Annotated in this window: 25 protein-coding genes; 16 read left to right on the top strand and 9 right to left on the bottom strand. The window is 68.5% G+C overall.

Annotated features, from left to right (window positions below; translation table 11 throughout):
• Positions 1-79 precede the first annotated feature (79 nt).
• From CFE50_RS07440 to CFE50_RS07420, 5 genes are all read right to left on the bottom strand, one after another.
• On the bottom strand, positions 80-1,405 hold the full coding sequence (locus CFE50_RS07440; protein ID WP_286732325.1) for an MFS transporter: 1,326 nt from the start codon (positions 1,403-1,405) through the stop codon (positions 80-82).
• Positions 1,406-1,736: 331 nt separating this feature from the next.
• Entirely contained in the window at positions 1,737-2,885 is a 1,149-nt protein-coding gene (gene dgoD / locus CFE50_RS07435) for a galactonate dehydratase (protein ID WP_286732324.1), read from the bottom strand.
• Positions 2,886-2,985: 100 nt separating this feature from the next.
• On the bottom strand, positions 2,986-3,612 hold the full coding sequence (locus CFE50_RS07430) for a 2-dehydro-3-deoxy-6-phosphogalactonate aldolase (RefSeq protein ID WP_286732322.1): 627 nt from the start codon (positions 3,610-3,612) through the stop codon (positions 2,986-2,988).
• Positions 3,605-4,558, bottom strand: coding sequence for a 2-dehydro-3-deoxygalactonokinase (locus tag CFE50_RS07425; protein WP_286732320.1), 954 nt, complete (start codon positions 4,556-4,558; stop codon positions 3,605-3,607). The genes CFE50_RS07430 and CFE50_RS07425 overlap by 8 nt, the downstream gene beginning before the upstream one ends.
• Positions 4,555-5,349 carry an IclR family transcriptional regulator gene (locus CFE50_RS07420; RefSeq protein ID WP_286732318.1) on the bottom strand — a complete coding sequence of 265 codons (795 nt, stop codon included), beginning with the start codon at positions 5,347-5,349 and terminating at the stop codon, positions 4,555-4,557. The genes CFE50_RS07425 and CFE50_RS07420 overlap by 4 nt, the downstream gene beginning before the upstream one ends.
• Positions 5,350-5,508: 159 nt before the next feature.
• Between CFE50_RS07420 and phoB the strand changes: the two genes are divergently transcribed.
• Genes phoB through CFE50_RS07405 form a run of 3 tightly spaced genes read left to right on the top strand, consistent with a single transcriptional unit; the run spans position 5,509 to position 9,337 of the window.
• Complete coding sequence (gene phoB, locus CFE50_RS07415) at positions 5,509-6,198, top strand: phosphate regulon transcriptional regulator PhoB (protein ID WP_007159925.1); 690 nt, start codon at positions 5,509-5,511, stop codon at positions 6,196-6,198.
• Between the two features lie 18 nt (positions 6,199-6,216).
• Positions 6,217-7,530: a phosphate regulon sensor histidine kinase PhoR gene (gene phoR / locus CFE50_RS07410; protein WP_286732316.1), complete on the top strand. Its 1,314-nt coding sequence runs from the start codon at positions 6,217-6,219 to the stop codon at positions 7,528-7,530.
• A gap of 55 nt (positions 7,531-7,585) precedes the next feature.
• Positions 7,586-9,337 (top strand): sensor histidine kinase, encoded by a 1,752-nt coding sequence (locus CFE50_RS07405; RefSeq protein ID WP_286732314.1) that lies wholly within the window; start codon positions 7,586-7,588, stop codon positions 9,335-9,337.
• Here the strand turns inward: CFE50_RS07405 and CFE50_RS07400 are convergent.
• A complete protein-coding gene (locus CFE50_RS07400) occupies positions 9,334-9,555 on the bottom strand; it encodes a hypothetical protein (RefSeq protein WP_241807971.1) in 222 nt (73 codons plus the stop codon). The genes CFE50_RS07405 and CFE50_RS07400 overlap by 4 nt on opposite strands.
• Positions 9,556-9,687: 132 nt before the next feature.
• Here CFE50_RS07400 and CFE50_RS07395 point away from each other — a divergent pair, with 132 nt between their 5' ends.
• The 11 genes from CFE50_RS07395 (at position 9,688) to CFE50_RS07345 (ending at position 20,245) form a co-directional block, all read left to right on the top strand.
• The gene (locus CFE50_RS07395; protein WP_286732311.1) at positions 9,688-10,362 is read left to right on the top strand and encodes a thermostable hemolysin; all 675 of its coding nucleotides are present in this window, start codon (positions 9,688-9,690) and stop codon (positions 10,360-10,362) included.
• Positions 10,352-11,830, top strand: a complete 1,479-nt coding sequence (locus tag CFE50_RS07390; RefSeq protein ID WP_286732309.1) for an AMP-binding protein — start codon at positions 10,352-10,354, stop codon at positions 11,828-11,830. The genes CFE50_RS07395 and CFE50_RS07390 overlap by 11 nt, the downstream gene beginning before the upstream one ends.
• Complete coding sequence (locus CFE50_RS07385) at positions 11,827-12,510, top strand: iron-containing redox enzyme family protein (protein ID WP_286732307.1); 684 nt, start codon at positions 11,827-11,829, stop codon at positions 12,508-12,510. The genes CFE50_RS07390 and CFE50_RS07385 overlap by 4 nt, the downstream gene beginning before the upstream one ends.
• Positions 12,497-13,306 carry an SDR family oxidoreductase gene (locus tag CFE50_RS07380; RefSeq protein WP_241807967.1) on the top strand — a complete coding sequence of 270 codons (810 nt, stop codon included), beginning with the start codon at positions 12,497-12,499 and terminating at the stop codon, positions 13,304-13,306. The genes CFE50_RS07385 and CFE50_RS07380 overlap by 14 nt, the downstream gene beginning before the upstream one ends.
• On the top strand, positions 13,303-13,950 hold the full coding sequence (locus CFE50_RS07375; RefSeq protein WP_241807966.1) for a tetratricopeptide repeat protein: 648 nt from the start codon (positions 13,303-13,305) through the stop codon (positions 13,948-13,950). The genes CFE50_RS07380 and CFE50_RS07375 overlap by 4 nt, the downstream gene beginning before the upstream one ends.
• A gap of 10 nt (positions 13,951-13,960) precedes the next feature.
• Positions 13,961-14,620, top strand: a complete 660-nt coding sequence (locus tag CFE50_RS07370) for a response regulator transcription factor (RefSeq protein ID WP_027597373.1) — start codon at positions 13,961-13,963, stop codon at positions 14,618-14,620.
• Positions 14,617-15,990 (top strand): sensor histidine kinase, encoded by a 1,374-nt coding sequence (locus CFE50_RS07365; RefSeq protein ID WP_241807965.1) that lies wholly within the window; start codon positions 14,617-14,619, stop codon positions 15,988-15,990. Before CFE50_RS07370 ends, CFE50_RS07365 begins: the two co-directional genes overlap by 4 nt.
• A 65-nt stretch (positions 15,991-16,055) precedes the next feature.
• Positions 16,056-17,384: a two-component system response regulator MifR gene (gene mifR / locus CFE50_RS07360; protein ID WP_286732303.1), complete on the top strand. Its 1,329-nt coding sequence runs from the start codon at positions 16,056-16,058 to the stop codon at positions 17,382-17,384.
• A 169-nt stretch (positions 17,385-17,553) separates the two neighbouring features.
• Positions 17,554-18,861, top strand: coding sequence for an MFS transporter (locus CFE50_RS07355; RefSeq protein ID WP_241807963.1), 1,308 nt, complete (start codon positions 17,554-17,556; stop codon positions 18,859-18,861).
• A 175-nt stretch (positions 18,862-19,036) separates the two neighbouring features.
• Positions 19,037-19,345: a hypothetical protein gene (locus CFE50_RS07350; RefSeq protein ID WP_027597369.1), complete on the top strand. Its 309-nt coding sequence runs from the start codon at positions 19,037-19,039 to the stop codon at positions 19,343-19,345.
• 567 nt (positions 19,346-19,912) lie between these two features.
• Complete coding sequence (locus tag CFE50_RS07345) at positions 19,913-20,245, top strand: endonuclease domain-containing protein (RefSeq protein WP_286732299.1); 333 nt, start codon at positions 19,913-19,915, stop codon at positions 20,243-20,245.
• Here CFE50_RS07345 and CFE50_RS07340 read toward each other — a convergent pair.
• On the bottom strand, positions 20,232-22,196 hold the full coding sequence (locus tag CFE50_RS07340) for a DNA topoisomerase III (RefSeq protein WP_286732297.1): 1,965 nt from the start codon (positions 22,194-22,196) through the stop codon (positions 20,232-20,234). The two genes, CFE50_RS07345 and CFE50_RS07340, sit on opposite strands and share 14 nt — an antisense overlap.
• Before the next feature lie 243 nt (positions 22,197-22,439).
• Between CFE50_RS07340 and CFE50_RS07335 the strand changes: the two genes are divergently transcribed.
• Positions 22,440-22,631 carry a hypothetical protein gene (locus CFE50_RS07335; RefSeq protein ID WP_144945249.1) on the top strand — a complete coding sequence of 64 codons (192 nt, stop codon included), beginning with the start codon at positions 22,440-22,442 and terminating at the stop codon, positions 22,629-22,631.
• An 18-nt stretch (positions 22,632-22,649) separates the two neighbouring features.
• Here CFE50_RS07335 and CFE50_RS07330 read toward each other — a convergent pair whose 3' ends face one another.
• A complete protein-coding gene (locus CFE50_RS07330; RefSeq protein WP_286732294.1) occupies positions 22,650-23,555 on the bottom strand; it encodes a LysR substrate-binding domain-containing protein in 906 nt (301 codons plus the stop codon).
• A 155-nt stretch (positions 23,556-23,710) separates the two neighbouring features.
• Here CFE50_RS07330 and CFE50_RS07325 point away from each other — a divergent pair, with 155 nt between their 5' ends.
• Positions 23,711-24,325: a glutathione S-transferase gene (locus CFE50_RS07325; protein WP_286732293.1), complete on the top strand. Its 615-nt coding sequence runs from the start codon at positions 23,711-23,713 to the stop codon at positions 24,323-24,325.
• A 138-nt stretch (positions 24,326-24,463) separates the two neighbouring features.
• Here CFE50_RS07325 and gcvT read toward each other — a convergent pair whose 3' ends face one another.
• The gene (gene gcvT / locus CFE50_RS07320) at positions 24,464-25,573 is read right to left on the bottom strand and encodes a glycine cleavage system aminomethyltransferase GcvT (RefSeq protein ID WP_027597363.1); all 1,110 of its coding nucleotides are present in this window, start codon (positions 25,571-25,573) and stop codon (positions 24,464-24,466) included.
• Positions 25,574-25,702: the final 129 nt, after the last annotated feature.

Here is a 25,702-nt window from a genome sequence, read left to right as displayed (position 1 = left end):
TTGTTGTCGTTATGGGTCCGGCATGGCCGGCGGCAGAGCGCCTCCGCAACCAGGACGGAAGGCGCTCCATTAGTCGCCCTTATTCGGGCAGACGTTCCACCTTGCCCACCACCAGGCCGTAGCAGAGGGCGCCGATCAGCGCGGTCACGCCGATGAAGGCAATGGCCGGGGCGAAGCTGCCGTCCTTGACCAGGAAGCCGATGACGATGGGCACGCAGATGGCCGAGAGATTGCCGATGAAGTTGAACATCCCGCCGGTGAGACCGATCAGCCGCTCCGGCGCCATGGCCGAGACCATCGACCAGGTGATGGAGGCCAGGCCGTTGCCAAAGAAGGCCAGCGCCAGGCAGGCGATGATCAGCGCGGGCGAATCGACGAAGTTGGCGCCGACGATGCTGGTGGAGATCAAGAGGCCGCCAATGATCGGCAGCTTGCGCGCCAGGCCCACGGAGGCGCCGCGACGGATCAGCCAGTCCGACAGCAGGCCCGAGCAGATCACGCCGAGAAAGGCGGCGAGGAACGGCAGCGAGGCGAGGAAGCCGGCCTTGATGAAGTCCATGCCGCGGTATTTCACCAGGTAGGTGGGGAACCAGGTCAGGAAGAACCAGAGGGTGGAATTGAGGCAGAACTGGCCGATGTAGATGCCCCAGAGCTTGCGCTTGTTGAGCACGCTCCAGAGGTCACGCCACCGGAAGGCGGCGCGGCTGCGATTCTTCTGTTCCAGATCGACCAGGCCACCGCCCTCCTGGATCAGCGCGACCTCGGCGGCATTGGCACCGCGGAAATCCTTGGGTTCGCGATAGACCAGGTACCAGATGGCCGCCCAGAGGATGCCGACGCCGCCGGTGACGACAAAGACCATGTGCCAGCCGAAGGTCTGCTGCAGGTAGATCAGCACCGGGGTGAGAAAGGCCAGGCCGACGAACTGGCCGGAGGTGTAGAAGCCGATGGCGGTGGCCCGCTCGCGCTCGGGAAACCAGGTGGTGACCACCCGGTTGTTGATCGGATAGGCCGGCGCCTCCAGGGCCCCCACGGCGAGGCGCAGGATGATCAGGCCGATAAAGCTGCCGACGAAGCCCAGACCGATGGTGGCCAGCGACCAGAGCGCGATGGCCACCGGATAGAGGATGCGCGGGGCCACCTTGTCCACCAGCCAGCCACCGGGGATCTGCATGGCGGCGTAGGTCCAGCCAAAGGCCGAGAGGATCAGCCCCATGTGCACCGGTTCGATGCCCAGGTCCTGCGCCAGGTGCGGCGCGGCGATGGAGAGGTTGCTGCGGTCGAGGTAGTTGATCACCACGGTGACGAACAGCAGCGTCATGATGAAGAAGCGGGCCCGACTGGGCTTGGCCAGGGTCGGCGCGGCCGCGGCCGCCGCCGGGGAGGCGTGGGTGGGAGTGGGCATGGCTCGGGTCCTGTAATTGACGTTGTGGCGAGCGTTGTCGATGTCTGGGGGTCAGGGCGCCGCGGCGGCCCTCACCCTGACCCTCTCCCAGCGGGAGAGGGGATGGTCGGTGCGGAGGTTGAGGTAGGTGCTTCCGCTCCTGCCCCCTCTCCTCTCGGGAGAGGGTTGGGGTGAGGGAGCAGCGGCGCCAATCTTCGAAAGCAACGCGTCGCGAGCGCAGGCGGAGCAAGGCGAAAGCCGGTGAGAAAGCGGAGTGCACATCAAGTGCATGAGCATTTCGAACCGGCTTTCAACGCCGCTCCGGCAAGCGCAGCAGCGTTGAATCGAAGATTTACCACTCGGCGAAACTGCCGTCCTTGTGCCGCCACACCGGGTTGCGCCAGCGATGGCCAATGGCGGCTTGTTCCTTGACGTACTCCTCGTTGACCTCGACGCCCAGCCCCGGTCCCTGGGGAATCTTGACGTGGCCATCCGCGTAGTCGAACACCTCGGGATTCTTGATGTAGTCCAGCAGGTCGTTGCCCTGGTTGTAGTGGATGCCCAGGCTCTGCTCCTGGATGAAGGCGTTGTAGCAGTTGGCGTCCAGCTGCAGGTTGACCGCCAGGGCGATGGGGCCGAGCGGGCAATGCAGGGCGATGGCGACGTCGTAGGCCTCGGCCATGTTGGCGATCTTGCGCGTCTCGGTGATGCCGCCGGCATGGGACGGATCGGGCTGCAGGATGTCGACGTAGCCTTCCTGGAGGATGCGCTTGAAGTCCCAGCGCGAGTACAGCCGCTCGCCCAGAGCGATGGGCGTGTTGCTCATCAGGGCGATCTCCTTGAGCGCCTCGTGGTGCTCGCTGAGCACCGGCTCCTCGATGAACATCAGGCGGAACTGCTCCAGCTCCTTGACCAGCACCTTGGCCATGGGCTTGTGCACCCGGCCATGGAAGTCCACGCCGATGCCGAAGTGCGGCCCGCAGGCGTCGCGGATGGCGGCAACGTTGGCGATCACCTGGTCGACCTTGGCGTAGGTGTCGACGAACTGCATCTCTTCGCTGGCGTTCATCTTGATCGCGGTGAAGCCCTTGGCCTGGCGCTCCAGCGCCTGGGCCGCGGTCTCCGCCGGGCGATCGCCGCCGATCCAGGAATAGACGCGGATGCTGTCGCGCACCTGGCCGCCGAGCAGCTCGTGCACCGGCACGCCCAGGGCCTTGCCCTTGATGTCCCACAGCGCCTGGTCGATGCCGGCCAGGGCGCTCATGTGGATGCCGCCGCCGCGATAGAAGCCGCCGCGGTAGAGCACCGTCCAGTGATCCTCGATGTTGCGCGGGTCCTTGCCGATCAGGTAGTCGGCCAGTTCCTCGACCGCCGCCGCCACGCTGTGGGCACGGCCTTCCAGCACGGGTTCGCCCCAGCCGTGGATGCCCTCGTCGGTCTCGATTTTGAGAAAGCACCAGCGCGGCGGGACGACATAGGTGGTGAGTTTGGTGATCTTCATGGTGTGGGAATCTCGATTTTAATTGTTTGAAATCGCGGCCATGGGCCGCTCCTACACGGAGGCACCGGGTATCTGTAGGAGCGGTCCATGACCGCGATAATCAGGAACCTTTGGCTACTCGCCACCCGGCCGCAAACGCCTGGGCATTGGCACTTACCTGGGCGGCGCTCAGCCCCGGCTTGTACAGCGCCGAGCCGAGACCGAAGCCGTTGGCACCGGCGGCCACGTAGGGCCCCATGTTGTCTGGGGTGATGCCGCCCACCGGCAAGAGCGCCAGCTCCTTGGGAAAGACCGCGCGCCAGGCCTTGACCACCGCCGGACCGAGTTGCTCGGCGGGAAACAGCTTGAGGCTGTCGGCACCGGCGTCGAGGGCGGCGAAGCCCTCCGAGGGGGTGGCCACGCCCGGGGCGCTGACCAGGCCGGCGGCCTTGCTGGCGCGGATCACCGCCAGGTTGGCGTTGGGCGAGACGATCAGGCGACCCCCGGCGGCGTCCACCTCGGCCACCTGGGCTTCGGTGAGCACGGTGCCGGCGCCGATCAGGCAGCTCTCGCCCAGCTCGGCGGTGAGCCGGCGGATGCTCTCGTAGGGCTGCGGCGAATTGAGTGGGATCTCGATGACGCGAAAGCCGGCGTCATACAGGGCGCGCCCGACCGCGACGATCTCGTCCGGGGTGACGCCGCGCAGGATGGCGATCAGCGGCAGGTCCTTGAGATAGGTATCAAGCATGGGAGCCTCCAGAGGTGGAAAGCAGGCCGGCGGCCTGGGCCAGGCGCCAGAGCCCGGCCCGGGTGGCCTGCTCCAGCAGGCGGACCTGGTGGATGTCGAACAGCGCCAGGGCGTCGCGATAGCGCTGGCAGAGCGCCGCGTCGCCGATCAGCACCAGGGGTGGGCAGGGAGCGCCCGCGAGGGCGGCGACCTGGCTGCGCAACTCTTCGCCGATCAGCAGGCCGGAGAGGTAGTCGAGGCTGTGCGCCGCGCCCAGCTCGCCGGCCAGTACCCGGCTGCGGGCGGTGAAGAGGCGGCCGAACAGACCCTCGGCGCCGGCGTCGCGGGCGGTGGTGAGACCCAGGCGAAAGGCCTCGGCGCTGGCTTCGGGACCGGCCTCGCTGGCCGGACGACCGAGGATGGAGTGCTCGCGCAAGACGGCGAACAGTTCGCCGGTCATGTAGGTGGCGAAGTCGGTGAGACGGCCGTCGCGCACCCGCACCCACTTGCTGTGGGTGCCGGGCAGGACCAGCAGGGCCTCGGCGGCCAGGTCCGGCTCCAGTTCGAGGGCGCCGAACACCTGGGTTTCCTCGCCGCGCAAGACGTTGGGCAAGGCGCCGCGCTGCATGACGCCGGGGACCAGATGCAGGTCGCCGCAACCCGTGTCCAGGCGCAGCAGGCCGGCGGCCAGGCTATGGACGTCGGCCGGGCAATCGGCATAGGGCACCTCGCGCCAGCCGCCGCGGCTGCCGACCATGCCGCAGGCGATGGCGGGCAGGTCCGGCTGGGCCTCGCGCCAGTCGCCCACCAGGGTGCGATAGGCCGCGGCGAAGTCACCGTCGGGCACGTGCATGATGCCCCAGGGCCGGCTGCGGGTTTCCAGCACGGCGCCCTGGGCGTCGAACAGCTGGGCCCGCAGGGACGAGGTGCCCCAGTCGAGGCCGATGAGGTGCGGGGTGGTGGTCATGCAGGACTCCAGCCGAGTTCGCGGGAAATGGCCCGGGCACAGGCAGTGACCTCGGGCTGCAATTCATGCAGCCGCGCCTCGGGCATATAGGGGATGGCGCTGGCCACGCTGAGGGCCGCGACGATGCCGCCGTCGGCGCCGCGGATGGGCGCGGCCACGCAGCGGATGCCCAGTTCGTTCTCTTCCAGATCCAGGGCATAGCCCTCGACGGCGTGGCGCCGCAGCCGCGCGCAATAGTCCGCCCAGGGCAGGAAATCCTCGCGCAGCCCGGGCTGGCCGGTGCGCCGGGCCACGCCTTCGCCATAGAGGGCTTCCCACTCGCCCTCGGCGAGATCCAGCATCAGCGCCTTGCCGACCCCGGTCAGCGCCAGCGGCATGCGCAGCCCGACCCGGGATCTCATCTCCAGGCCACGGCTGCCGGGCAGCTTGTCGAGATAGAGGACATCGCCGCCCTCGCGCACGCCGAGGTGCACGGTGTCGCCACAGTGCTGGGCCAGGCGTTGCAGATGGGGCCGGGCCACACCGGTCAGCGGTAGCTGCTCGCGGGCCTGGTAGCCGAGGGCGATGAGATGGCTGCCGAGGATCAGTCGCCCGCCATCGCTGCGCAGGTAGCCGGCCTGGGTCAGGGCAGCGACCAGCCGATGGGTGGTGCTGCGGGTGCAGCCGATGGCGGCGCCAACCTGGGCCAGGCTATCAGCCCCGGCGGCCACGGCTTCGAGCACGGCCAGACCGCGAAACAGGGCCTGGGCCCCGCTGGGCGCTTCGCCCTTGTTGGAATTGTTGTCGTTCATGGCCTCCACTCTAGAAGCCTCGCTGGCAAATCTCAATATGTGATACGTCATCCCACATGTTGGGATATAAGTTAGATATGACAGCCTTGTCACATAGCTGCAATATTGGCGCTATCTAATGCACGGCACATTGCAAGGACTCGAGAGGCAGAGCGCTCCATGACGGGTAAATCCATCCTGATCGTCGACGATGAGGCGCCCATTCGCGAGATGATCGCCGTGGCCCTGGAAATGGCAGGCTATGAATGCCTGGAGGCGGACAACAGCAAGGACGCCCACGCCCTGATCGTCGATCGCAAGCCCGATCTCATCCTGCTCGACTGGATGCTGCCCGGCACCTCCGGCCTGGAGCTGGCCCGCCGCCTCAAGCGCGACGAGCTGACCGACGCCATCCCCATCATCATGCTCACGGCCAAGGGTGACGAGGACAACAAGGTCCAGGGCCTGGAGACCGGTGCCGACGACTACATCACCAAGCCCTTCTCGCCCCGCGAGCTGGTGGCGCGCCTGAAAGCCGTGCTGCGCCGCACCGGGCACCTGGAGAACGACGGTCCGCTGGAGGTCAACGGCCTGATCCTCGATCCGATCAGCCACCGGGTGACCATCGACGGCGCGCCCGCCGAGATGGGTCCCACCGAATACCGTCTGCTGCAATTCTTCATGACCCACCAGGAGCGCGCCTATACCCGCGGCCAGCTGCTGGATCAGGTCTGGGGTGGCAACGTCTATGTCGAGGAACGTACCGTGGACGTGCACATCCGCCGCCTGCGCAAGGCCCTCGGCGAGACCTACGAGAACCTGGTACAGACGGTGCGCGGCACCGGGTATCGCTTTTCCACCAAACTCTGACGCGGGACCACCGCCGCCGTGAACATCAACTGGTGCTCCCGCCTGGCCACCCAGCTGTCGACCGTGGTCGCCGGCTGCGCCCTGGCCGGCTGGCCCTTCGGCCATGTCGGCCTGGCGGTGGCCCTGGGACTGGCGGTCTATCTGGCGGTCACCCTTAGGCACCTCTTGCGCCTGCACGCCTGGCTGCTGAGCGAGGCCCCGGGCGCGCCGCCGGAAGCCGAGGGCCTGTGGGGCGATGTGCTGGATCGGCTCTACCGCCGCCAACGCCACGAACAGCGCCAGCGCGAGGAACTGCTCGCCGTCATCGGTCGCGCCCAGGCCTCCACCGAGGCCCTGCGCGATGCCATCATCCTGGTGGATCGCCATGGCAATCTGGAATGGTGGAATCGCGCCGCAGAGACCCTGCTCGGCCTGCGCCAGCCCCAGGATCTCGGCCAGCCCATCACCAACCTGGTACGCCATCCGCGCTTTTCCGACTACTTTCTCGGCGGCGACTATGGCGAGCCGCTGGAGCTGGCCTCGCCGCTCAATGACGACCAGTACCTGCACATCCTGGTCACCCGCTTCGGCGAAGGCGATCGGCTGCTGCTGGTGCGCGACGTGACCCGCGTCCACCAGCTGGAACAGATGCGCAAGGATTTCGTCGCCAACGTCTCCCACGAATTGCGCACCCCGCTGACGGTGATCACCGGCTACCTGGAGACCCTGCTGGACAACGCCGACCACGCCACCCCGCGCTGGCGGCGGGCGCTGGGGCAGATGCAGCAACAGGCCGGACGCATGCAGCACACCATCGACGACCTGCTGCTGCTGGCCCGCCTGGAAGCCACCGACTATCCCGCTGACAACCGCCCGGTGGCCCTGGAGCCGCTGCTCGCCTCCATCCTGCAGGACGGCCGCGCCCTGTCCGGCGCCGTGGGCCACCGGCTGAGCCTGGAGTGCGAGCCGGGTCTGGCCCTGCTGGGCAGCGAGACCGAATTGCGCAGCTGCTTTTCCAACCTGGTGTTCAACGCGGTCAAGTACAGCCCCGGGGGCGGCGAGGTGCGGGTGCGCGCCTGGCAGGACGCCGCAGGTGCCCACGTCGCGGTACAGGACAACGGTCCCGGCATCGACGCCCGCCACCTGCCGCGTCTGACCGAACGCTTCTATCGCCTCGACGCCAGCCGCGCCTCCAGCACCGGCGGCACCGGCCTGGGCCTGGCCATCGTCAAGCACGTGCTGATCCGTCATCGCGGCGGCCTGGACATCCACAGCGTGCCTGGCGAGGGCAGCTGCTTCACCTGCGATTTCCAGCCCGAGCAGATCGCCCAGCGCACCGCCGCCTCGGCCTGAGCCGCCTCCTCCCCGCCGTGCTATCGTCCGGCCATCCCTGCCACGGTCTCCTGCCATGCCCCCAGCCCTGCGCCTGCTGCCGGTCCTGCTGCTCGCCCTGATCGGCTGCCTGTTGCTGGGCAGCCAGGCCTGGCACCGCGCCGAACAGGCGAGCCTGACCGAGGCCAGTCTGCTCGGCCAGGAGCAGTTGCGCCTGCACGCCAGCGGCCTGCAGACCCTGATCGACCGCTTTCGCGCCCTGCCGACGGTGCTGGCCCAGGACCCGGAGCTGATCGCCGCCCTCACCACCCCGCCCGATGCCGCCGCCACCGAGCGCCTCAATCTCAAGCTGGAGCGCCTGAACACGGCCGCCCAGTCCTCGACCCTGGAGTTGCTGGATCGCACGGGCCTGGCCATCGGCGCCAGCAACTGGCGGCTGCCCACCAGCTATGTCGGCCACAACTACGGCTTCCGGCCCTATTTCCGCGAGACCCTGGCCGGCGGCAGCGGCCGCTTCTATGCCGTGGGGGTCACCACCGGCATTCCCGGCTATTTCCTCTCCCATGCCGTGCTGGACGCCCAGGGGCGCTTTCTCGGCGCGGTGGTGGTCAAGCTGGAATTCCCCGCCATCGAGGCACGTTGGGGCGAGCATCCCGAGGTGCTGCTGGTGAGCGATGCCCGCGGCGTGGTCTTTGCCGCCAATCGCCCGGCCTGGCGCTATCGCCTGCTGCGCGAGCTGACCCCGGCCGATCGCGCCGAACTGGCCACCACCCGCCAGTACGACCGGCGCACCCTGCAACCCCTGCCCTATCGCCAGGAGCGGGTGCTCGGCGAGCAGCGCCAGGTAGCGCACATCCAGGCTCCCGAAGGCAGCGCCGACTACCTCTGGGACAGCCTGCCGCTGCCCAGCGAAGGCTGGACCCTGCACCTGCTCCGGCCCACCCACGACCTGCAGGGCGGCGGCCCGGGCGCGGCCCTGGCCGCCGCCTGCGCCTGGCTGCTGCTGGTCTGCGCCGGTCTCCTCTGGGCGCAACGGCGCCGGCTGCAGCGGCTGCGCCAGCGCAGTCGCCTGGAACTGGAGCAACTGGTGGAGGCCCGCACCGCGGAACTCCGCACCGCTCAGGACGGCCTGGTGCAGGCCGCCAAGCTGGCCGCCCTGGGGCAGATGTCGGCGGCCTTGGTGCACGAACTCAACCAGCCGCTCACCGCCCAGCGCATGCACCTGGCGAGTCTGCGCCTACTGCTGGATCACGGTCGGCTGGACGAGGCCCGCGCCGCCCTGGAGCGCCTCGATGGCCTGCTGACCCGCATGAGCGGCCTCACCGCCCACCTCAAGACCTATGCGCGCAAGACCCCCGCCGGGCTGCGTGAGCGGGTCGATCTGGCGCGGGTGGTGGATCAGGCGCTGGAATTGCTGGAGGCGCGCCGCGCCGAACTGGCCGTGGAACTGATCCTGGAGCTGCCGCGTCCGGCTTGGTTACTGGGCGATCCCATCCGCCTGGAGCAGGTGCTGGTCAATCTGCTGCGCAACGCCCTCGACGCCGTGGCAGAGCGACCCCGGCCGCAGATCCGGGTCAGCCTCGCGCGGGAGGGGGATGGCTGGTTGCTGGAGGTGGCCGACAACGGGGGCGGCATCGCCGCCGAGCACCTGGACCAGGTGTTCGATCCCTTCTTTACCACCAAGCCGGTCGGCGAAGGCCTGGGACTGGGCCTGGCGGTGTCCTCGGCCATCGTCCAGGCCCAGGGTGGCAGCCTGGCCGCGCGCAACGCCGCCGAGGGCGCGGTCTTTGCCCTGCGGTTGCCGGCTGCGCCGGAGTCAGCCGCCTAGCGCACGCAGAGCGTCACCAGCAGGGCGAAGCCCCAGCCGAGCACCCCGGTCACCAGCAGGGTCGCCGCATCCCAGGGCCCGTGGGTGGCATCCAGCAGGGGCAGGCCGACGCCGCCGATCAGGGCGCTGGCGAGGATGCCGGCCAGGATCCGCACCAGCGGCCAGTGGCTGTCGGCCGCCTCCTCGGGAGTGGCAGCAAGGGTCTCATCTTCGGACATGGCAGGGCTCCGCCAGGGGATACAGAGCGCGACCCTAGTCCGGCAACCTGAAGCTGCGATGAAGCAGCGCTTCAGATTGCCTTCAGCTTGACCGCCAAGACTGCGCCTCGTATTCCCCCCGGAGAGGTCGCGATGCTCGACGTGACTTGGCAGTTCCCGTACAGCTTTACCCTGGCCGACCGCAGCGGTTCGCTGCTGGCCGGCCTGGAGCCGCGCGAAGCACCCGGCCGGCAGGCGACCGAAGCCTTCATCGGCGCGCGCTTCGCCCTGGAGCACGGTGCCCGCATCAGCCACTTCCTGCCGCTGCTGCTCGCCCTGCGCGATGCCGAAGGCGTGCTGCAGGCGGCGGTGGGAATCCGCACCGCGCTGGACCAGCCGCTGTTTCTCGAACGCTATCTGCCCCAGCCGGTAGAGATCCAGGTGGCGGCGGCGCTCGGCCGACCGATCGATCGCGCGGAGGTGGTGGAGGTCGGCAATCTGGCGGCGCTGGGTCCGGGCCAGGCGCGTCTGCTGATCGTCGTCACCACCTGGCTGCTGGCCCGCAGCGGCCGGCGCTGGGTGACCTTTACCGGCGCCACCCGCCTGATCAACAGCTTTCATCGCCTCGGCCTGGCGCCCCAGGTGCTGGGCCCCGCCGATCCGGCCTGCCTGGGCGCCGAGCGCGAGAGCTGGGGCTCCTACTACGCCAACGCTCCCCAGGTCTGCGCCGGTGACATCCAGCAGGGCTATCAGCAGTTGCTGCAGGCCGGCATCTTCGCCCGCCTGGGCCTCACCACCCTTGGCGAGGAAGACTGCCATGTCGCTTGAAGCCTGCCCTGTCGTCGACTTCTTCACCACCCTGGAGCGCCACGCCTGGCACAGCGACCGGCCGGCGCTGACCGGCAGTCACGAGACCTGGAGCTATGCCCGGCTGCTGCAGGAGGTCACCGCCCGCGCCGCCTGGCTGCGCGAGCACGAGATCCAGCGGCTGGCGCTGGACCTGCCCAACGGCCCCGAATTGCTGGCCTGGGACCTGGCCGCCCTGCGCGCCGGGCTGCCCTGCGTGACCCTGCCGGACTTCTTCAGCCCTGCGCAGCGCGCCCATGTCCTGCGCGACTGCGGCGCCGATCTGCTGCTGGGGCGCCCGGAGCGCACCGAGGAATGGGCTGCGGCAGGCTTCACCGCGAGCGAGAGCGGCTGGCAGCGGCCGGCAGCGGCCCGCACTCCGTTGCCGGCGGACACCGCCAAGCTCACCTATACCTCCGGCACCACCGGCACGCCCAAGGGCGTCTGCCTCAAGGCTGGGCAACTGCTGCGGGTGGCCGCCAGCCTGGAAGCCGTTAGCCGGCCGCTGGCGCCCCAGCGCCATCAGGTGCTCCTGTCGCTGGGCATCCTGCTGGAAAATCTCGGGGTCTATGCCGCGCTGCTGGCCGGTGCCGAGGTGGTGGTGCTCAAGGGCACCGACCAGGGCGTCAGCGGTTCCGCCGGCATCGACTGGGCACAGCTGGCCGCCTGCCTGCAGCAGCGCCAGCCGCACAGCCTGATCCTCATGCCCCAGCTGTTGCAGGGACTCGTGGAGCTGGGCGAACGCGGGCTGCTGCGCCTGGACGGGCTGCGCTTCGCCGCCGTGGGCGGGGCACCGCTGAGCGAGGCGCTGCTGACCCGCGCCAGCGCGCTGGGCCTGCCGCTGTTCCAGGGCTATGGCCTGTCGGAGTGCGCCTCGGTGGTGGCCCTCAATCGCCCTGAGGCCAACCGCCCGGGCAGCGTCGGCCAACCGCTGCCCCATGTGCGCCTGCGCCTGGCCGCCGACGGCGAGATCCTGATCGGCGGCGTCGATTTCGCCGGCTATCTGGGCGACCCCGCGAGCGCCACCGACGAGGTGGCCACCGGTGATCTCGGCGAATTCGACGCCAACGGCTATCTCTACCTGCGTGGCCGCAAGAAACACCAGTTCAGCCTGGCCTCGGGACGCAATGTCGATCCGGGCTGGATCGAGGCCGAACTCACCCAGCGCGGCCCCATCGCCCAGGCCTATGTGCAGGGCGAAGGCGCCCGGCACCTGGTGGCGCTGCTCTGGCCGCGCCAGCCGGACCTGCCCGACAGCTTTCTCGCCGATCAGGTCGCCTGCCTCAACCAGCGCCTGCCCGACTATGCCCGCATCGGCGCCTGGCACCGCCTCGCCGAACCCTTCACCCCCGCCAACGGCCAGCTCACCGCGACCGGACGCCTTCGCCGCGACGCCATCCAGGCGCATCACGCGGCCCTGCTCTCGCACCTTCTGGAGGTACCAGCATGAGTTTCTTCGCCACCCTGCAAACCGAAACCGCCGCGGAACGCCAGGCGCTGTTCGAGGTGCCCATCATCCGCGCCGCCCTGAGCGGCAACGTCGCCCTGGAGAGCTATGTCGCCTTTCTCGGCCAGGCCTATCACCACGTCCGCCACACCGCGCCGCTGATGATGGCCTGCGGCGCCCGCCTGCCGGCGCGGCTGGAATGGCTGCGCGGCGCGGTCTGCGAATACATCGAGGAAGAATACGGCCACGACCAGTGGATCCTCAGCGACATCGCCGCCTGCGGGGGCGATGCCGAGGCGGTGCGCGCCAGCCGCCCCGAACTGCCCATCGAGCTGATGGTGGCCTATCTCTACGACTTCATCGCCCGCGACAATCCGGTCGGCCTGTTCGGCATGGTCAATGTGCTCGAAGGCACCAGCATCGCCTTGGCCACCCAGGCCGCCGGCGCCATCCGCGGCCAGCTGGGCCTGCCGGCCACGGCCTTCAGCTACCTGGATTCCCACGGCAGCCTCGACCAGGAACACATGGCGACCTACCGCCAGCTGATGGATCGCCTGGACGATCCGGCCGACCAGGCCGCGGTGATCCGCGTCTCCAAGGTGGTCTATCGCCTCTATGCCGACATGTTCCGCGCCCTGCCCGGCGCCGGCCAGCAACCGGAGCAGCGCCATGCAGCTGCCTGACTGCCGCATCCTGCTGACCGGCGCCAGCGGCGGCATCGGCCTGCCGCTGGTGGAACAACTCTGCGCCGGCGGCGCCCAGGTGCTGGCGGTGGCCCGTGACACCCGCGCCCTGCAGCCGCTGGCCGAGCGCCTGGGCGGTCGGCTGCGCCTGCTCGATGCCGATCTCACCCGCCGGGCCGATCGCCAGGCGGTGTTGGCCGAAGCCAGCCGCGGCCAGGGCGTCAACGTGCTGCTCAACGCCGCCGGCAGCAACAGCTTCGCCCTGCTCGAAGCCCTCGACGACGACGCCATCGACAACCTGCTGGCGATCAACATCGGCGCGGCTATCCAGCTGACCCGCCTGCTGCTGCCCCTGCTGCGCCGCCAGCCGCGGGCGGTGATCGCCCATGTCGGCTCCACCCTGGGCTCCATCGGCTATCCCGGCTATGCGCCCTATTGCGCCAGCAAGTTCGCCCTGCGCGGCTTCACCCAGGCCCTGCGCCGGGAACTGGCCGATACCCGTATCCGGGTGCTCTACGTGGCGCCCCGCGCCACCCGCACGGCGATGAACAGCCCGGCGGCCATGGCCGTGAACCAGGCGCTCAAGAGCCAGGTGGACGACCCCGTCGTGGTCGCCGGCGCGGTGATCCGCGCCCTGGTCGAGGACCGCCAGGAGCTCCATCTCGGCTGGCCGGAAAAGCTCTTCGTCCGCCTCAACGGCCTGCTGCCCGGCCTGGTGGATCGCGCCCTGCGCCGCCAGTTGCCGGTAATCCGCCGCTTCATCGACCCCGCCTTCGCCCCGGAGAAACACCCATGACGTCCCCACGCAAGGCCCTCGGCCTGCTGCTCGCCGCCCTGCTCGCCAGCCCTTTCGCCCTGGCCGACGATGGCCAGCGCTTGGCGCAGATCCAGCAGCGCTGGGCCGAGATCCAGTACCGCCTGCCCAGCACCGAAAAGCCCGCCGCCTTCGAACAGCTGGCCGGTGAGGCGCGCGCCTTCACCCAGGCCGCCCCCCAGTCGGCCCCGGCGCTGATCTGGCAGGGCATCGTGCTCAGCAGCTGGGCCGGCGCCCAGGGCGGGCTGGGGGCACTGGGCAAGGTCAAGGAAGCCCGCACCGACCTGGAACAGGCGCTCAAGCTCGATCCCACGGCGCTGCAGGGCTCCGCCTACACCAGCCTCGCCGCGCTCTACGACCGGGTCCCCGGCTGGCCGATCGCCTTCGGTGACGCCAGCGAAGCCGATCGTCTGCTGCAGCAGGCCCTCGCCCTCAACCCCACCGGTATCGATACCCTATACTTCTGGGGCGACCACCTGTATCGCCAGAAGCGCTATGCCGAGGCCCGCGCCGCCCTGCTCAAGGCGCAGCAGGCCGCCCCGCGGCCCGGACGCGAACTGGCCGACCAGGGACGGCGGGGCGAGATCGCCGCGCTGCTCAAGGACGTCGACCAGAAGCTGAAGTGACGAGGCCTCCATGCGCGTGCTGCTGATCGAAGACGATCCCGACCTCGGTGAGGGCATCCGCACCAGTCTGCGGGAAGAGGGCTATACGCTGGACTGGCTCAAGGACGGCGAAAGTGCCGTCCACGCGCTGCGCGAAGAGGGCTTCGACCTGGTGGTGCTGGATCTCGGCCTGCCGCGCCTGGACGGCATCCAGGTGCTGCGCCAGAGCCGCGCCAACGGCCTGACCACCCCGGTGCTGATCCTCACCGCGCGCGACGACACCGAGGACCGGGTCGCCGGCCTCGACGCCGGCGCCGACGACTACCTGGTCAAGCCCTTCGACATCAAGGAACTCAAGGCGCGCCTGCGCGCCCTGCTGCGGCGGCGCAACGGTCCCTCGCAGATCCAGCTCGAAGGCGGCGGCATCGCCCTGGATCCGGCCACCCGCCGGGTCACCTTCGATGGCCAGCCGGTCAACCTCACCCCGCGCGAATACCAGCTGCTGCACGAACTGCTGGCCAATCCGGGCAAGATCTTCAGTCGCGACCGCCTCATGGGGCTGCTCTACGGCTGGGACGAGGGGGTGGAAAGCAACACCCTGGAAGTGCACATCTACAACCTGCGCAAGAAGTTGCGCGCCGACCTGATCCGCACGGTCAGGGGCATCGGTTACCGCCTCGAGTGCCCATGACCTCCATCCGCCGCCGCACCGTCGGCCTGGTGCTTTCGCTGCTGCTGATCGGCACCCTGCTGATCGCCCTGACCAACGTCCACGACAGCCAGCGCGAGATCGGCGAGATCTACGATGCCCAGCTGGCCCAGAGCGCGCGCATCCTGCAGGGCATGCTGCGCGCCGCCCCCCGTGGCGAAGGCCGCCTGGCGCTGCACGCCAGTGTCACCCAGGCCCTGGCCGAAGCCACCGACAGCCCCTATGGCCACAGATACGAGGCGAAGATGGCCTTCCAGGCCTGGAACGCGCGCGGCGACCCCCTGATGCGCTCGCCCAGCGCGCCCCTCTTCAGCATGCCGACGACCCCGGGCTTCACCGAGCAGACACTGGAGGGCGAGGCCTGGTATGGCTTCCTGCTGCCCGATCCCGAGCACGACCTGATGCTCTGGGTCGGCGAGCGCGAAGAGGTGCGCGCCGATCTGGTCCGCCGCATCCTGCGCCATACCCTCACCCCGCATCTGGTCGGCCTGGTGCTGCTGTCGCTGTTGGCCTGGCTGGCCATCGGCTGGGGCCTGAAACCGCTGCGGCGCATGGCCGGGCTGATCCGCCACCGCGACCCGGAATCCCTGCAACCCCTGCAGCTCGATCCCTTGCCGCGCGAACTGGAACCCATGCAGGCCGCGCTCAATCGGCTGCTGCTGCAGATCGAGCAACTGCTGCAGCGCGAACGCCGCTTCATCGCCGACGCCGCCCACGAACTGCGCACGCCCCTGGCGGTGCTGCGCCTGCATGCGCAGAACGCCCTGTCCGCGCAGACCGCGGCGGCCCGCGACGAGGCGCTGAAATTCGTCGTCAGCGGCACCGATCGGCTGACCCGGGTGGTCAACCAGCTGCTGATCCTGGCACGCCTGGAACCGCGGCCGAGCTGGAGCGCCGAGCAGCGCTTCGACCTGCGCACCGCCCTCAGCGCCACCCTGGAAGAACTGGGTCCCTGGATTCTCGACAAGGGCCTGGACCTGAGCCTCGACGCCGAAGCCAGCCAGGTGCAGGTCCACGGCGACAGCGCCATGCTGGGCATCGCCCTGCAGAATCTGCTGACCAACGCGGTCAACGTCTCGCCTCCCGGCGGCGAGATCCGCATCCGCCTGGAGGTCAGCGCCGACTGGGCGGAGATCCAGATCCTCGACCAGGGCCCCGGCATCGCCACGGAGATCCAGCCGCGGCTGTTCGAGCGCTTCTACAGCAGCGGCGCGGCCAATGGCGCCGGCCTGGGACTGTCCATCGTCCAGACCGTCGCCCAGCACCTGGGCGGACGCATCGAACTGGGCAATCGCCCGGAGGGTGGGGCCTGCGCCCGTCTCGGCCTGCCGGTGCTGCCGGGACCCGGCTAGGGACTCGACCCGTCGCCGGCCTTCGGGCAAGGTAGCGGCGCACTGGCCGCGAGAGGACGCCTCCCATGCAAGCTCAGGTCTATCTGGTCGACGACGAAGCCAGCATCCGCGAAGCGGTACGCCAGTGGCTGGAGCTGTCGGGGCATCAGGTGCGGCTGTTCGCCCGCGCCGAAGACTGCCTGGCGGCGGTGACGCCGGATTTCGCCGGGGTGGTGGTCAGCGACGTGCGCATGCCCGGCATGGACGGCCTGGCCCTGCTGGAACGGCTGCAGGCGCTGGATCCCGATCTGCCGGTGATCCTGCTTACCGCCCACGGCGATGTCGCCCTGGCGGTCAGCGCCATGCGCCAGGGCGCCTATGACTTCCTGGAAAAGCCCTTCAGCCCCGAGGCCCTGCTCGGCGATCTCGGCCGCGCCCTGGAAAAGCGCCGGCTGGTGCTGGAGAACCGCCAGCTGCATCGCCGGGTCGACGACCAGAGCGCCCTCGCCCGCCGCCTGCTCGGCGTCTCGCCGGGCATCGTCCGGCTGCGCCAGCAGATCCTCGACCTGGCGCCGACGCCGGTCAATGTGCTCCTGCGCGGCGAGACCGGCAGCGGCAAGGAACTGGTCGCCCGCTGCCTGCACGACTTCGGTCCCCGCGCCGACAAGGCCTTTGTCGCCCTCAACTGCGCGGCCATCCCCGAGCAGCTGTTCGAGAGCGAATTGTTCGGCCACGAGAGCGGCGCCTTCACCGGCGCCCAGGGCAAGCGCATCGGCAAGCTGGAATACGCCAACGGCGGCACCCTGTTTCTCGACGAGATCGAGAGCATGCCCCTGGCGCAGCAGGTCAAGCTCTTGCGGGTGCTGCAGGAGCAGCGTCTGGAGCGCCTCGGCTCCAACCAGAGCATCGCCCTGGACCTGCGCATCGTCGCCGCCACCAAGCCGGATCTCCTGGAAGAAGCCCGCGCCGGACGCTTTCGCGAAGACCTGGCCTATCGCCTCAATGTCGCCGAGCTGCACCTGCCGCCGTTGCGGGCGCGCCGCGAGGACATCCCGCTGCTGTTCGATCACTTCATCGCCGAGGCCGGCGCCCGCCTGGGGCGCCCGGTCACCCCGCCCGGCGCGGCGCGGCTGGCCCAGCTGCTGGGTCACGGCTGGCCGGGGAATGTCCGTGAGCTGGCCAATGCCGCCGAGCGCGAGGCCCTCGGCCTGGGTACCCCCGCCACCGCGGCCGCGGGCCACTCCCTGGCCGATCAGCTGGAAGCCTTCGAGGCCCAGTGCCTGCGCGCCGCCCTGGCCCGCCACGGCGGCGAGATCAAGGCGGTGATGGACGAGTTGCAACTGCCACGGCGCACCCTCAACGAGAAGATGCAGCGCCATGGCCTGGTACGGGCCGCCTTCCGCGACGAGGATTGAGCGGCAATAGGCGGAAATCCGCTCATTGCTCACCGGCTTTCGGCGATCTTTCGCCGATCCGCCACTGCAAAACCCAGTCAGGACGCGGATTCGCGACCTGGCACGCCCCCTGCTATAGCCCTTGTCGACGCCCCGAGCGCCCTAATAACAACGACAAGAGGAACACCCTGTGGATAGCACCGCTACCCTCGCGGCCGGCCAGACCGCGCCCAAGACCACCTCGCAGCGCATCAAGTCCATCTTCAGCGGTTCCGTCGGCAACCTGGTCGAATGGTACGACTGGTACGTCTACGCCGCCTTCTCGCTGTATTTCGCCAAGGCCTTCTTTCCCAAGGGCGACCAGACCGCCCAGCTGCTCAACGTCGCCGCCATCTTTGCCGTGGGCTTTCTCATGCGCCCCATCGGCGGCTGGCTGATGGGCCTCTATGCCGACAAGGCCGGCCGCAAGTCCGCGCTGATGGTCTCGGTGATCATGATGTGCGCCGGCTCGCTGATCATCGCCCTCACCCCCAGCTACACCACCATCGGCGTCGCCGCCCCCATCATGCTTGTGCTGGCGCGGCTGCTGCAGGGCCTTTCGGTGGGCGGTGAATACGGCACCTCCGCCACCTACCTGAGCGAGATGGCAACCAAGGAAAGCCGCGGCTTCTACTCCAGCTTCCAGTACGTCACCCTGATCTCCGGCCAGTTGCTGGCGCTGGCCACCCTGATCGTGCTGCAGCAGACCCTGACCGTCGAACAGCTGGAAAGCTGGGGCTGGCGCATCCCCTTCCTGATCGGCGCCGCCTGCGCCGTGACCGCGCTCTACCTGCGCCGCGGCATGGAAGAGACCAGCTCCTTCAAGAAGGCCGAGAAGCCCAAGGAATCCCTGATGCGCACCCTGATGCGCCATCCCAAGGAATTCTTCACCGTGGTCGGCCTGACCATGGGCGGCACCCTGGCCTTCTACACCTACACCACCTACATGCAGAAGTACCTGGTCAACTCGGTGGGCATGAGCAAGACCGACGCCACCTCCATCTCGGCGGCGACGCTGTTTCTGTTCATGCTGCTGCAGCCCGTGGTCGGCGCCCTCTCCGACCGCGTCGGCCGGCGCCCGGTGCTGATCGCCTTCGGCGTGCTCGGCACCCTGTTCACCTACCCGATCCTCACCGCCCTGGGCAGCGTCACCTCCTGGTGGGGCGCCTTCGGCCTGATCATGGTGGCGCTGGTGATCGTCAGCTTCTACACCTCGATCAACGCCGTGGTGAAGGCCGAGCTGTTTCCCACCGAGATCCGCGCCCTGGGCGTCGGCCTGCCCTATGCCCTGACCGTGTCCATCTTTGGCGGCACCGCCGAATACCTGGCGCTGTGGTTCAAGAGCATCGGCATGGAGAGCGGTTACTACTGGTACGTGACCGGCTGCATCGCCTGCTCGCTGCTGGTCTACGTCTTCATGAAGGACACCCGCGATCACTCGCGCATCGTGCACGAATAACCGCTCGTCCCTGGCTGCGGGCCTCTCGGTCATTAGATTTGGCCGTCCGGCCCGCTCCCCTTTGCCTGGGCTTTGTGGCACGCCATCGTAGTGCCACCGGCAGCGCTCACAACGGTCATTTCGCTGGCCGCTGTGGCGAGTTCGCCCCCTCCTCCCAAGCCCCGGTTACACACTCATGGAAATCGACTACGGTCCCAGCTACGCCAAACTGGGTCTCCAGTTTCAATACCAGTGGAGCAGCCTGCTGCGCGATGCCCTGAAGAAACACGGCATCACCGACGCCCAGGCCAAGGCCATCTGCGGCGACTTCGCCTTCGATCTCTCCAAGCTCATCGACGAAGCCGAAATCAAGGCCGACGGCCTCTCCTATCGCCCAGTGATCGCCTTCACCGAGGACGAGGAAACCCTGCTGGTGCAGTCCGCCGAATTCGATTACCACGAAGCGGCCTATGCCACGGCCGCGGCGGCGTTCGAGAAGAAATAAGACGCGGGCACGGGGCCTTGCGCCCTCACCCCAACCCTCTCCCCCAGGGAGAGGGGGTGGTCTGGAGCGGTGCAGGGCTTCTCCTCCAGACATGAGACTCAGTGTCGTTCCATTGTTACTGCGATAGCGATCCGCAACGCCTGGGCCTGCCGCCCTCACCCCGACCCTCTCCCCCAGGGAGAGGGGGCGGTCTGGAGTGGTAGCGGGCTCTTCCGCCAGACATGCGTCTTGAAGCTGTTTTCAGTGTCACTGCGATAGCGGTTCTGACTGTATGACTGTCTTTCAGCGGGTGCTGCTACACAGCTCCGCTTCGCTCCTTATTGCCCCTCTCCCTTTGGGAGAGAGCCGGGGTGAGGGCAATGCTCTCACCAAAGTATCAGGTAGCTGGGCCGCGCCAACTTCCTCAGCTCAACGCTCTCGAAAACCCCGTTCCAGAGCCTCGCCAACACTATCGCTCCAGGCGATACTCCCCAGATCACCTCTCGCTCCGTACCGCCCCCTCTCCCTCCGGGAGAGGGCTGGGGTGAGGGCAAACCCGACACCAAGACACCCAGGGAAAGGATTCCCATGCCCCTCATCACCCATGCCCGCGCCCTGCGGCGGGGCCAGACCGATGCCGAGCGCCTGCTCTGGCAACACCTGCGCGGCAACCGTCTACAGGGCCATAAATTCCGCCGTCAGCATCCCTATGGCCGCTATATCTTCGACTTCGTCTGCCTGGAAGCGCGGCTGGTGATCGAACTGGATGGCGGCCAGCATCAGGGCAGCGTCAACGACCGCGAGCGCGATGCCTGGCTGCAGGCCCAGGGCTTCCAGATCCTGCGCTTCTGGAACCACGACGTCCTGGCCCAGCCCGACGCTGTGCTCGAACGCCTTCACGCAGCCCTCAGCCCGGCTTGACCCTCGGCTTGCGCACGCGCGACGGTGCGCCACCCGTCTTCGCCGTCGCCTTGGCCTTGCTCCCGCCCGTACGTCGCTTCTTCTTCCAGGGCGCGCCCTTGCCCGCCGGCGGCGGCCCGCTGATGGTCAGGGTCAGGCTGAGACAGCGCTCCACCTGCTTGCCCATCCAAGCCGATTGCTTGGTGACGAATTCGGCCAGGCTCAGCTCGCCCTCCTGCACCCGATCCAGCGCCTGCTCCCAGAGCGCCGTGGTGCCCGGATCGGCGATGGCCCGGGGCACGGCGTCGATCAGGCCGAAGGCCGCCGGCGTCGCCGCCAGGGCCTTGCCCTGCTTGACCAGGTAGCCGCGGTCCAGCAGGCCCTGGATGATGCTGGCGCGGGTCGCCTCGGTGCCGATGCCGGTGGTGTCCTTGAGCTTCTGCTTGAGGGCGGGATCCTCCACCAGCTTGGCGACATTCTTCATCGCCTTGATCAGATCGCCCTCGGTGAAGGGCTTGGGCGGTTGGGTCAGCTGATCCTTGCAGCGCACTTCCACCACCGGATAGGACTCACCCTCGCGCAACTCGGGCAGCGCCTGGGGCGGCGGTGCCTCGCGACCCTTGGGCGGCGTGAGCGATTCGGGCAAGGCGCGCCGCCAGCCCGGTTCCACCAGCCGCTTGCCGGTGGCCCGCAGGCGTTCGCCGCCCGCCTCGAAGTCGGCCTCGGTGCGATCGAATTCGTGTGGCGGTAGGAACTGCGCCAGGTAGCGTGCGCGGATCAGGCCGTAGACGTTGCGCTCCTGGGGACTCAGGCGGCCCAGGTCGCGGGTCACCTGCGTCGGGATGATGCCGTGGTGGGCGCTGACCTTCGCATCGTTCCAGGCCCGCGAGCGGCGACTGGCGTCCAGGTGGTCGCGCAAGGGGGCGAGACTGCTGTCGGCGCCCAGCAAGGCGGCCAGCAGCGCCGGCGCCTCGGCGTGCTGGGACAGCGGCAGGTAGCCGCAATCGCTGCGCGGATAGGTGATCAGCTTGTACTTCTCGTAGAGCGCCTGGGCGACGTCCAGGGTCTGCTGGGCGCCTAGGTTGAGGCGCTTGGAGCAGACCTCCTGCAAGGTGCCCAGATCGAAGGGCAAGGGGGCCGCCTCGCGGACGCGCTCGGTCTTGAGCTTGACCAGCCGCGCCTGCCCAGCCGCCTCAATGGCCCGCGCCGCCGCCTGGGCCACCTCGGGCTTGAGACAGCGGCCCTGGTCGTCGCAGACGTCCTCTGGCGGCTGCCATTGGGCCTGGAAGCGACTGCCGGAGGCGTCCAGGGTCGCCTCCACGGTCCAGAAGGGCACCGGCACGAAGGCGGCGATGGCACGATCGCGGTCCACCACTAGACGCAGGGTCGGCGTCTGCACCCGTCCGACCGAAAGCACGCCCTGATAGCCGGAGCGACGCCCCAGCAGGGTGAACAGCCGGCTCATGTTCATGCCGATCAGCCAGTCGGCGCGCGAGCGGCCCAGGGCGGACTGATAGAGCCCATAGGTCTCGGCACCGGGCTTGAGCGCGGCCAGGGCGCGGCGGATGGAGACGTCATCCAGCGCCGACAGCCACAGCCGGCGGATCGGCCCGCGATAGCGGCAATGCTCCACCAGCTCGCGGGCGATCATCTCGCCTTCGCGATCGGCGTCGGTGGCGATCACCAGTTCGCTGGCCTCGCCCAGCAGGCGCTTGACCGCCTTGAACTGGCTGCCGGTGGTCTTCTTGACCTGCAGCTTCCACTGCTCGGGGACGATGGGCAGGTCGTCCAGCGACCAGCGCTTGTAGCGGGCGTCATAGGCGTCCGGTGGCGCCGTTTCCAGCAGGTGGCCGATGCACCAGGTCACGGTCACGCCCTGCCCCTGCAGGCAGCCCTCGCCGCGGCGGGTGGCGCCGAGGAGGCGGGCGATGTCCTTGGCCTGGGAGGGTTTTTCGCAGAGATACAGCTGCATGGCGGGCGTCGCACGAGGGGAATCGCCACAGGATGCAAAGCCTGCGCGAGCGGCGCAAGGCCTAATCTGTATATCCGTACAGAAAGCGGTCTTTGCGCAAATTCGCCCAGTGGGCCACAGCGTGCTCAGGACGTGGATCACAGCTTGAACGGCGGCCGCCGCGGACGCGGAATCTTGCCGTGGCTGGGCAGTCCTTGGGCTACGGCACTTTCGCCGTCTTTAGCCGAGCTCTGGGAGGCGTCAATGAACACTGTAGCTATGGATCGCGCCACGGCCGAGAGCACCGGCGCCGGAAATATCGTCGACACCGCCAGCGGCCAGGCCCTGCGGGCCAGCATTTCGGCCATGCGCCGGACCACCAGCCAGGTGCAGCGCATCAACGATCAACTCTGGGAAGTCTGGCCGGACGGCCGTCGCAAGCTGCTGCTGCGCTAAGACCTCCCGCCCGACGCCCTAGGCGGGCGTCGGCGTCTCCAGCGCGGCCAGGTAGGTCGCGACCTCGGCCTGGATCCAGGCACTGAAGCGCTCCTGCTTTTCCGCCGATTCGGCGCGTTCCGGCCAGACCAGCCAGTAGGCATAGGGATAGGGCGCTGTTACCGGACTGAGCTGGACCAGACGCCCCTCGTCCAGCGCGGCATGCACCAGGCTGCGCCGCTCCAGCGCTAGCGCCTGACCAAGGCGTAGCGCCTCCAGTACCACGTTGGAATCATTCACGCTGATGCCGCGATTGGGTGCTGCTTCGCCTAGACCAGCCGTTTCGCCCCAGTGCAGCCAGGTTTCCTCCGTGTGCAATAGCGGCTGCGTGAGAGCCTCGTCCAGGCTGCACGGCAGTTGCCCACCGTTGTAACCAGGTGCCGCCACCAGCAGCACATCGTCCTGAAACAGCCGAAGCGCCGTCAGGCCATCCCACTGGCCCTCGCCCATGCGCACTCCGATATCCACCATGCCCTGGCGCAGATCCTGGAAATCCAGGCTGGTCTGGATACGGATGCGATAGTCCGGGTACAGGGCGCGAAATCGCGGCAGCCGGGGCAGCAGCCAGTGGGTGGCGAAGGAGGGAAAGGTGGCAAATACCAGCTCGTTGCGCCGCGGGCGGGCCTGCAGTCGCCGGGTCGCCTCGTCCAGATCCTCGAGCAGCTGGCGGACCTGCTCGGCATAGACGCGACCGTCGCCGGTGACCTCGATCCCGCGCCCCTGGCGCTCGAACAGCACCATGCCCAGCTGGTGCTCCAGGCCCTTCACCTGCTGACTGACCGCGGCATGGGTGAGGTGCAATTCATTGGCGGCGCGGGTCACGCTGCCCAGGCGGGCAACCGCTTCGAAGCAGCGCAGGGCATTCAACGGCGGCACACGGAACATGTAAGCTTTCCTTAATGGTCCGGTCAGAATTTCTCGCTGGAAGCAGCTTCGCCGAATCCTTAATGTCTTGTCCAGAGCGGCACCTGGCGTGAAACACACGGCCAGGATGACGTTCCACGTGAAACAGGATTCACTCTTTCTGACAGGACGCCCCCATGCAACTCATCGGCATGCTCGACTCCCCCTATGTGCGGCGGGTCGCGATCTCCCTTCGCCTGCTGGTTCTGCCCTTCGAGCTGCGCCAGATCTCGCTGTTTCGTGAGGTCGAGCGCTTTCGCAGCTTCAATCCGGTGCTCAAGGCGCCCACATTGATCTGCCTGGACGGTCAGCGGCTGATGGATTCATCGCTGATTCTGGACTATGTCCAACATCTCGCCTGTGGCAGTCGGCAGTTGCGGCCGAGTGGCCACGCGGCCCGGGCGACCGCCCTCAGTCGCAGCGGCCTGGCGCTGGCCGTGTCCGAGAAGGCGGTGCAGCTGGTGTACGAGCGTGACCTGCGACCGGAAGAGAAGCGGCATGCGCCCTGGCAGCAGCGCGTGGAAGGTCAGTTGCGCGCGGCCTGTGGCGCCCTCGACAAGGCCTGGCTGGGCCCGCGTCCGCTGCTGGGTGAAGACAGTATCGGCCAGGATGCCATCGACACGGCGGTGGCCTGGACCTTCCTGCACTTCGCCCTGCCGGGGCTGATCGAGCGGCGTAACTACCCGACGCTGGAGGCCCTGACCGCCGAAGCGGAGGCCCTGTCGGTGTTTCGCGATTATCCGCTGGCGTGACGGCAAAAGCATCGCGGCCATGGGCCGCTCCTACCAGTACTGTAGGAGCGGCCCATGGCCGCGATAAAAAGATCAAGCCGCATCACCGGAGCGGCCGCAGCGGCGGACCGCCATGGCTGCGATGCTCTTGGCGATTGATTACCCGCGGTAATACCGCTGCGGCACGAAGGGGGTCTTGGCGACCTTGACCGGCACCTGCTTGCCGCGCACCACGGCGAACAGCTGGGTATCCAGAGCGGCGAAGTCGCTGTCGACATAGCCCATGGCCACCGGCGCCCCCAGGGTCGGGCCGAAGCCGCCACTGGTGACACGACCGATGCTGGCGCCATTGGCATCCACCAGCTCGGCACCCTCGCGCACCGGCACCCGTTCCTGCACCAGCAGACCGACGCGCTTGCGGCTCACGCCCTCACGCTGCTCGGTGAAGATGCGCTCGGCACCGGGGAAACCGCCGGCGCGACCGTTGCCTTCACGACGTACCTTGGACAGCGCCCACCCCAGGTTGGCCATCACCGGCGTGGTGCCGGCATCCATGTCGTGGCCATAGAGGCAGAGACCGGCTTCCAGGCGCAGGGAGTCGCGCGCGCCCAGGCCGATGGCCTCGACTTCCGGCTCGGCCAGCAGGCGGCGGGCCAGGGCCTCGGCGGCGGCGCTGGGCACCGAGATCTCGTAGCCGTCTTCGCCGGTATAGCCACTGCGACTGACGATGCAGGGCTGGTCCAGCAGCTTGACGCGGCGGACCTGCATGAAGGTCATCTCGGCCACTTCTGGCGCCAGGCGCGCCAGCACCGCGGCGGCGGCCGGGCCCTGCAAGGCCAGCAAGGCGCGATCGAATTGCGGCAGCACCTGACAGCGATCGCCCAGGTGCTTTTCCAGGTGGGCGAGGTCGGCTTCCTTGCAGGCGGCGTTGACCACCAGATAGAGGCAGTCACCCAGGTTGGCGACCATCAGGTCGTCGAGGATGCCGCCGTTGTCGTCGGTCAGCAGGGCATAGCGCTGCATGCCGCTGGGCAGGTCGATGATGTCGACCGGCACCAGGGACTCCAGGGCTTCGGCGGCTTCTTCGCCTTCGAGCAGGACCTGACCCATGTGGGACACATCGAACAACCCGGCCTGGGCGCGGGTGTGCTGGTGCTCCTTGAGCACGCCGAGCGGGTATTGCACCGGCATCTCGTAGCCGGCGAAGGGCACCATGCGGGCGCCGAGTTCCAGGTGCAGGGCGTGCAGCGAAGTCTTGAGCAGGGACATGGTGGGGCTCCGTGTCGGGTGGCGGCTGTCGCGCCCCAGGCAAGGGGAACGGGACAGCGCTGGGCTATGGGGTCGCGACGTGGGTGATGGGGTCATCCCTCACCCCGGCCCTCTCCCTGAGGGAGAGGG

The organism is Pseudomonas sp. PGPPP4 (genome assembly GCF_002256045.1).
GTDB lineage: Bacteria > Pseudomonadota > Gammaproteobacteria > Pseudomonadales > Pseudomonadaceae > Chryseomonas > Chryseomonas oryzihabitans.
Note: the sequence above shows the minus strand (reverse complement) of the source record. Positions and strands in the feature narration are given on the sequence as shown.

Coding starts and splice junctions, on each gene's coding strand:
- dgoD (WP_286732324.1), bottom strand. CDS start 2,885: ATGAAGATCACCAAACTCACCACCTATGTCGTCCCGCCGCGCTGGTGC.
- CFE50_RS07375 (WP_241807966.1), top strand. CDS start 13,303: ATGACGTCCCCACGCAAGGCCCTCGGCCTGCTGCTCGCCGCCCTGCTC.
- CFE50_RS07345 (WP_286732299.1), top strand. CDS start 19,913: ATGCCCCTCATCACCCATGCCCGCGCCCTGCGGCGGGGCCAGACCGAT.
- CFE50_RS07385 (WP_286732307.1), top strand. CDS start 11,827: ATGAGTTTCTTCGCCACCCTGCAAACCGAAACCGCCGCGGAACGCCAG.
- CFE50_RS07420 (WP_286732318.1), bottom strand. CDS start 5,349: ATGAACGACAACAATTCCAACAAGGGCGAAGCGCCCAGCGGGGCCCAG.
- CFE50_RS07350 (WP_027597369.1), top strand. CDS start 19,037: ATGGAAATCGACTACGGTCCCAGCTACGCCAAACTGGGTCTCCAGTTT.
- CFE50_RS07430 (WP_286732322.1), bottom strand. CDS start 3,612: ATGCTTGATACCTATCTCAAGGACCTGCCGCTGATCGCCATCCTGCGC.
- CFE50_RS07425 (WP_286732320.1), bottom strand. CDS start 4,558: ATGACCACCACCCCGCACCTCATCGGCCTCGACTGGGGCACCTCGTCC.
- CFE50_RS07330 (WP_286732294.1), bottom strand. CDS start 23,555: ATGTTCCGTGTGCCGCCGTTGAATGCCCTGCGCTGCTTCGAAGCGGTT.
- CFE50_RS07390 (WP_286732309.1), top strand. CDS start 10,352: ATGTCGCTTGAAGCCTGCCCTGTCGTCGACTTCTTCACCACCCTGGAG.
- mifR (WP_286732303.1), top strand. CDS start 16,056: ATGCAAGCTCAGGTCTATCTGGTCGACGACGAAGCCAGCATCCGCGAA.
- CFE50_RS07380 (WP_241807967.1), top strand. CDS start 12,497: ATGCAGCTGCCTGACTGCCGCATCCTGCTGACCGGCGCCAGCGGCGGC.
- CFE50_RS07340 (WP_286732297.1), bottom strand. CDS start 22,196: ATGCAGCTGTATCTCTGCGAAAAACCCTCCCAGGCCAAGGACATCGCC.
- CFE50_RS07365 (WP_241807965.1), top strand. CDS start 14,617: ATGACCTCCATCCGCCGCCGCACCGTCGGCCTGGTGCTTTCGCTGCTG.
- CFE50_RS07335 (WP_144945249.1), top strand. CDS start 22,440: ATGAACACTGTAGCTATGGATCGCGCCACGGCCGAGAGCACCGGCGCC.
- CFE50_RS07395 (WP_286732311.1), top strand. CDS start 9,688: ATGCTCGACGTGACTTGGCAGTTCCCGTACAGCTTTACCCTGGCCGAC.
- phoB (WP_007159925.1), top strand. CDS start 5,509: ATGACGGGTAAATCCATCCTGATCGTCGACGATGAGGCGCCCATTCGC.
- CFE50_RS07370 (WP_027597373.1), top strand. CDS start 13,961: ATGCGCGTGCTGCTGATCGAAGACGATCCCGACCTCGGTGAGGGCATC.
- gcvT (WP_027597363.1), bottom strand. CDS start 25,573: ATGTCCCTGCTCAAGACTTCGCTGCACGCCCTGCACCTGGAACTCGGC.
- CFE50_RS07440 (WP_286732325.1), bottom strand. CDS start 1,405: ATGCCCACTCCCACCCACGCCTCCCCGGCGGCGGCCGCGGCCGCGCCG.
- CFE50_RS07325 (WP_286732293.1), top strand. CDS start 23,711: ATGCAACTCATCGGCATGCTCGACTCCCCCTATGTGCGGCGGGTCGCG.
- CFE50_RS07405 (WP_286732314.1), top strand. CDS start 7,586: ATGCCCCCAGCCCTGCGCCTGCTGCCGGTCCTGCTGCTCGCCCTGATC.
- CFE50_RS07400 (WP_241807971.1), bottom strand. CDS start 9,555: ATGTCCGAAGATGAGACCCTTGCTGCCACTCCCGAGGAGGCGGCCGAC.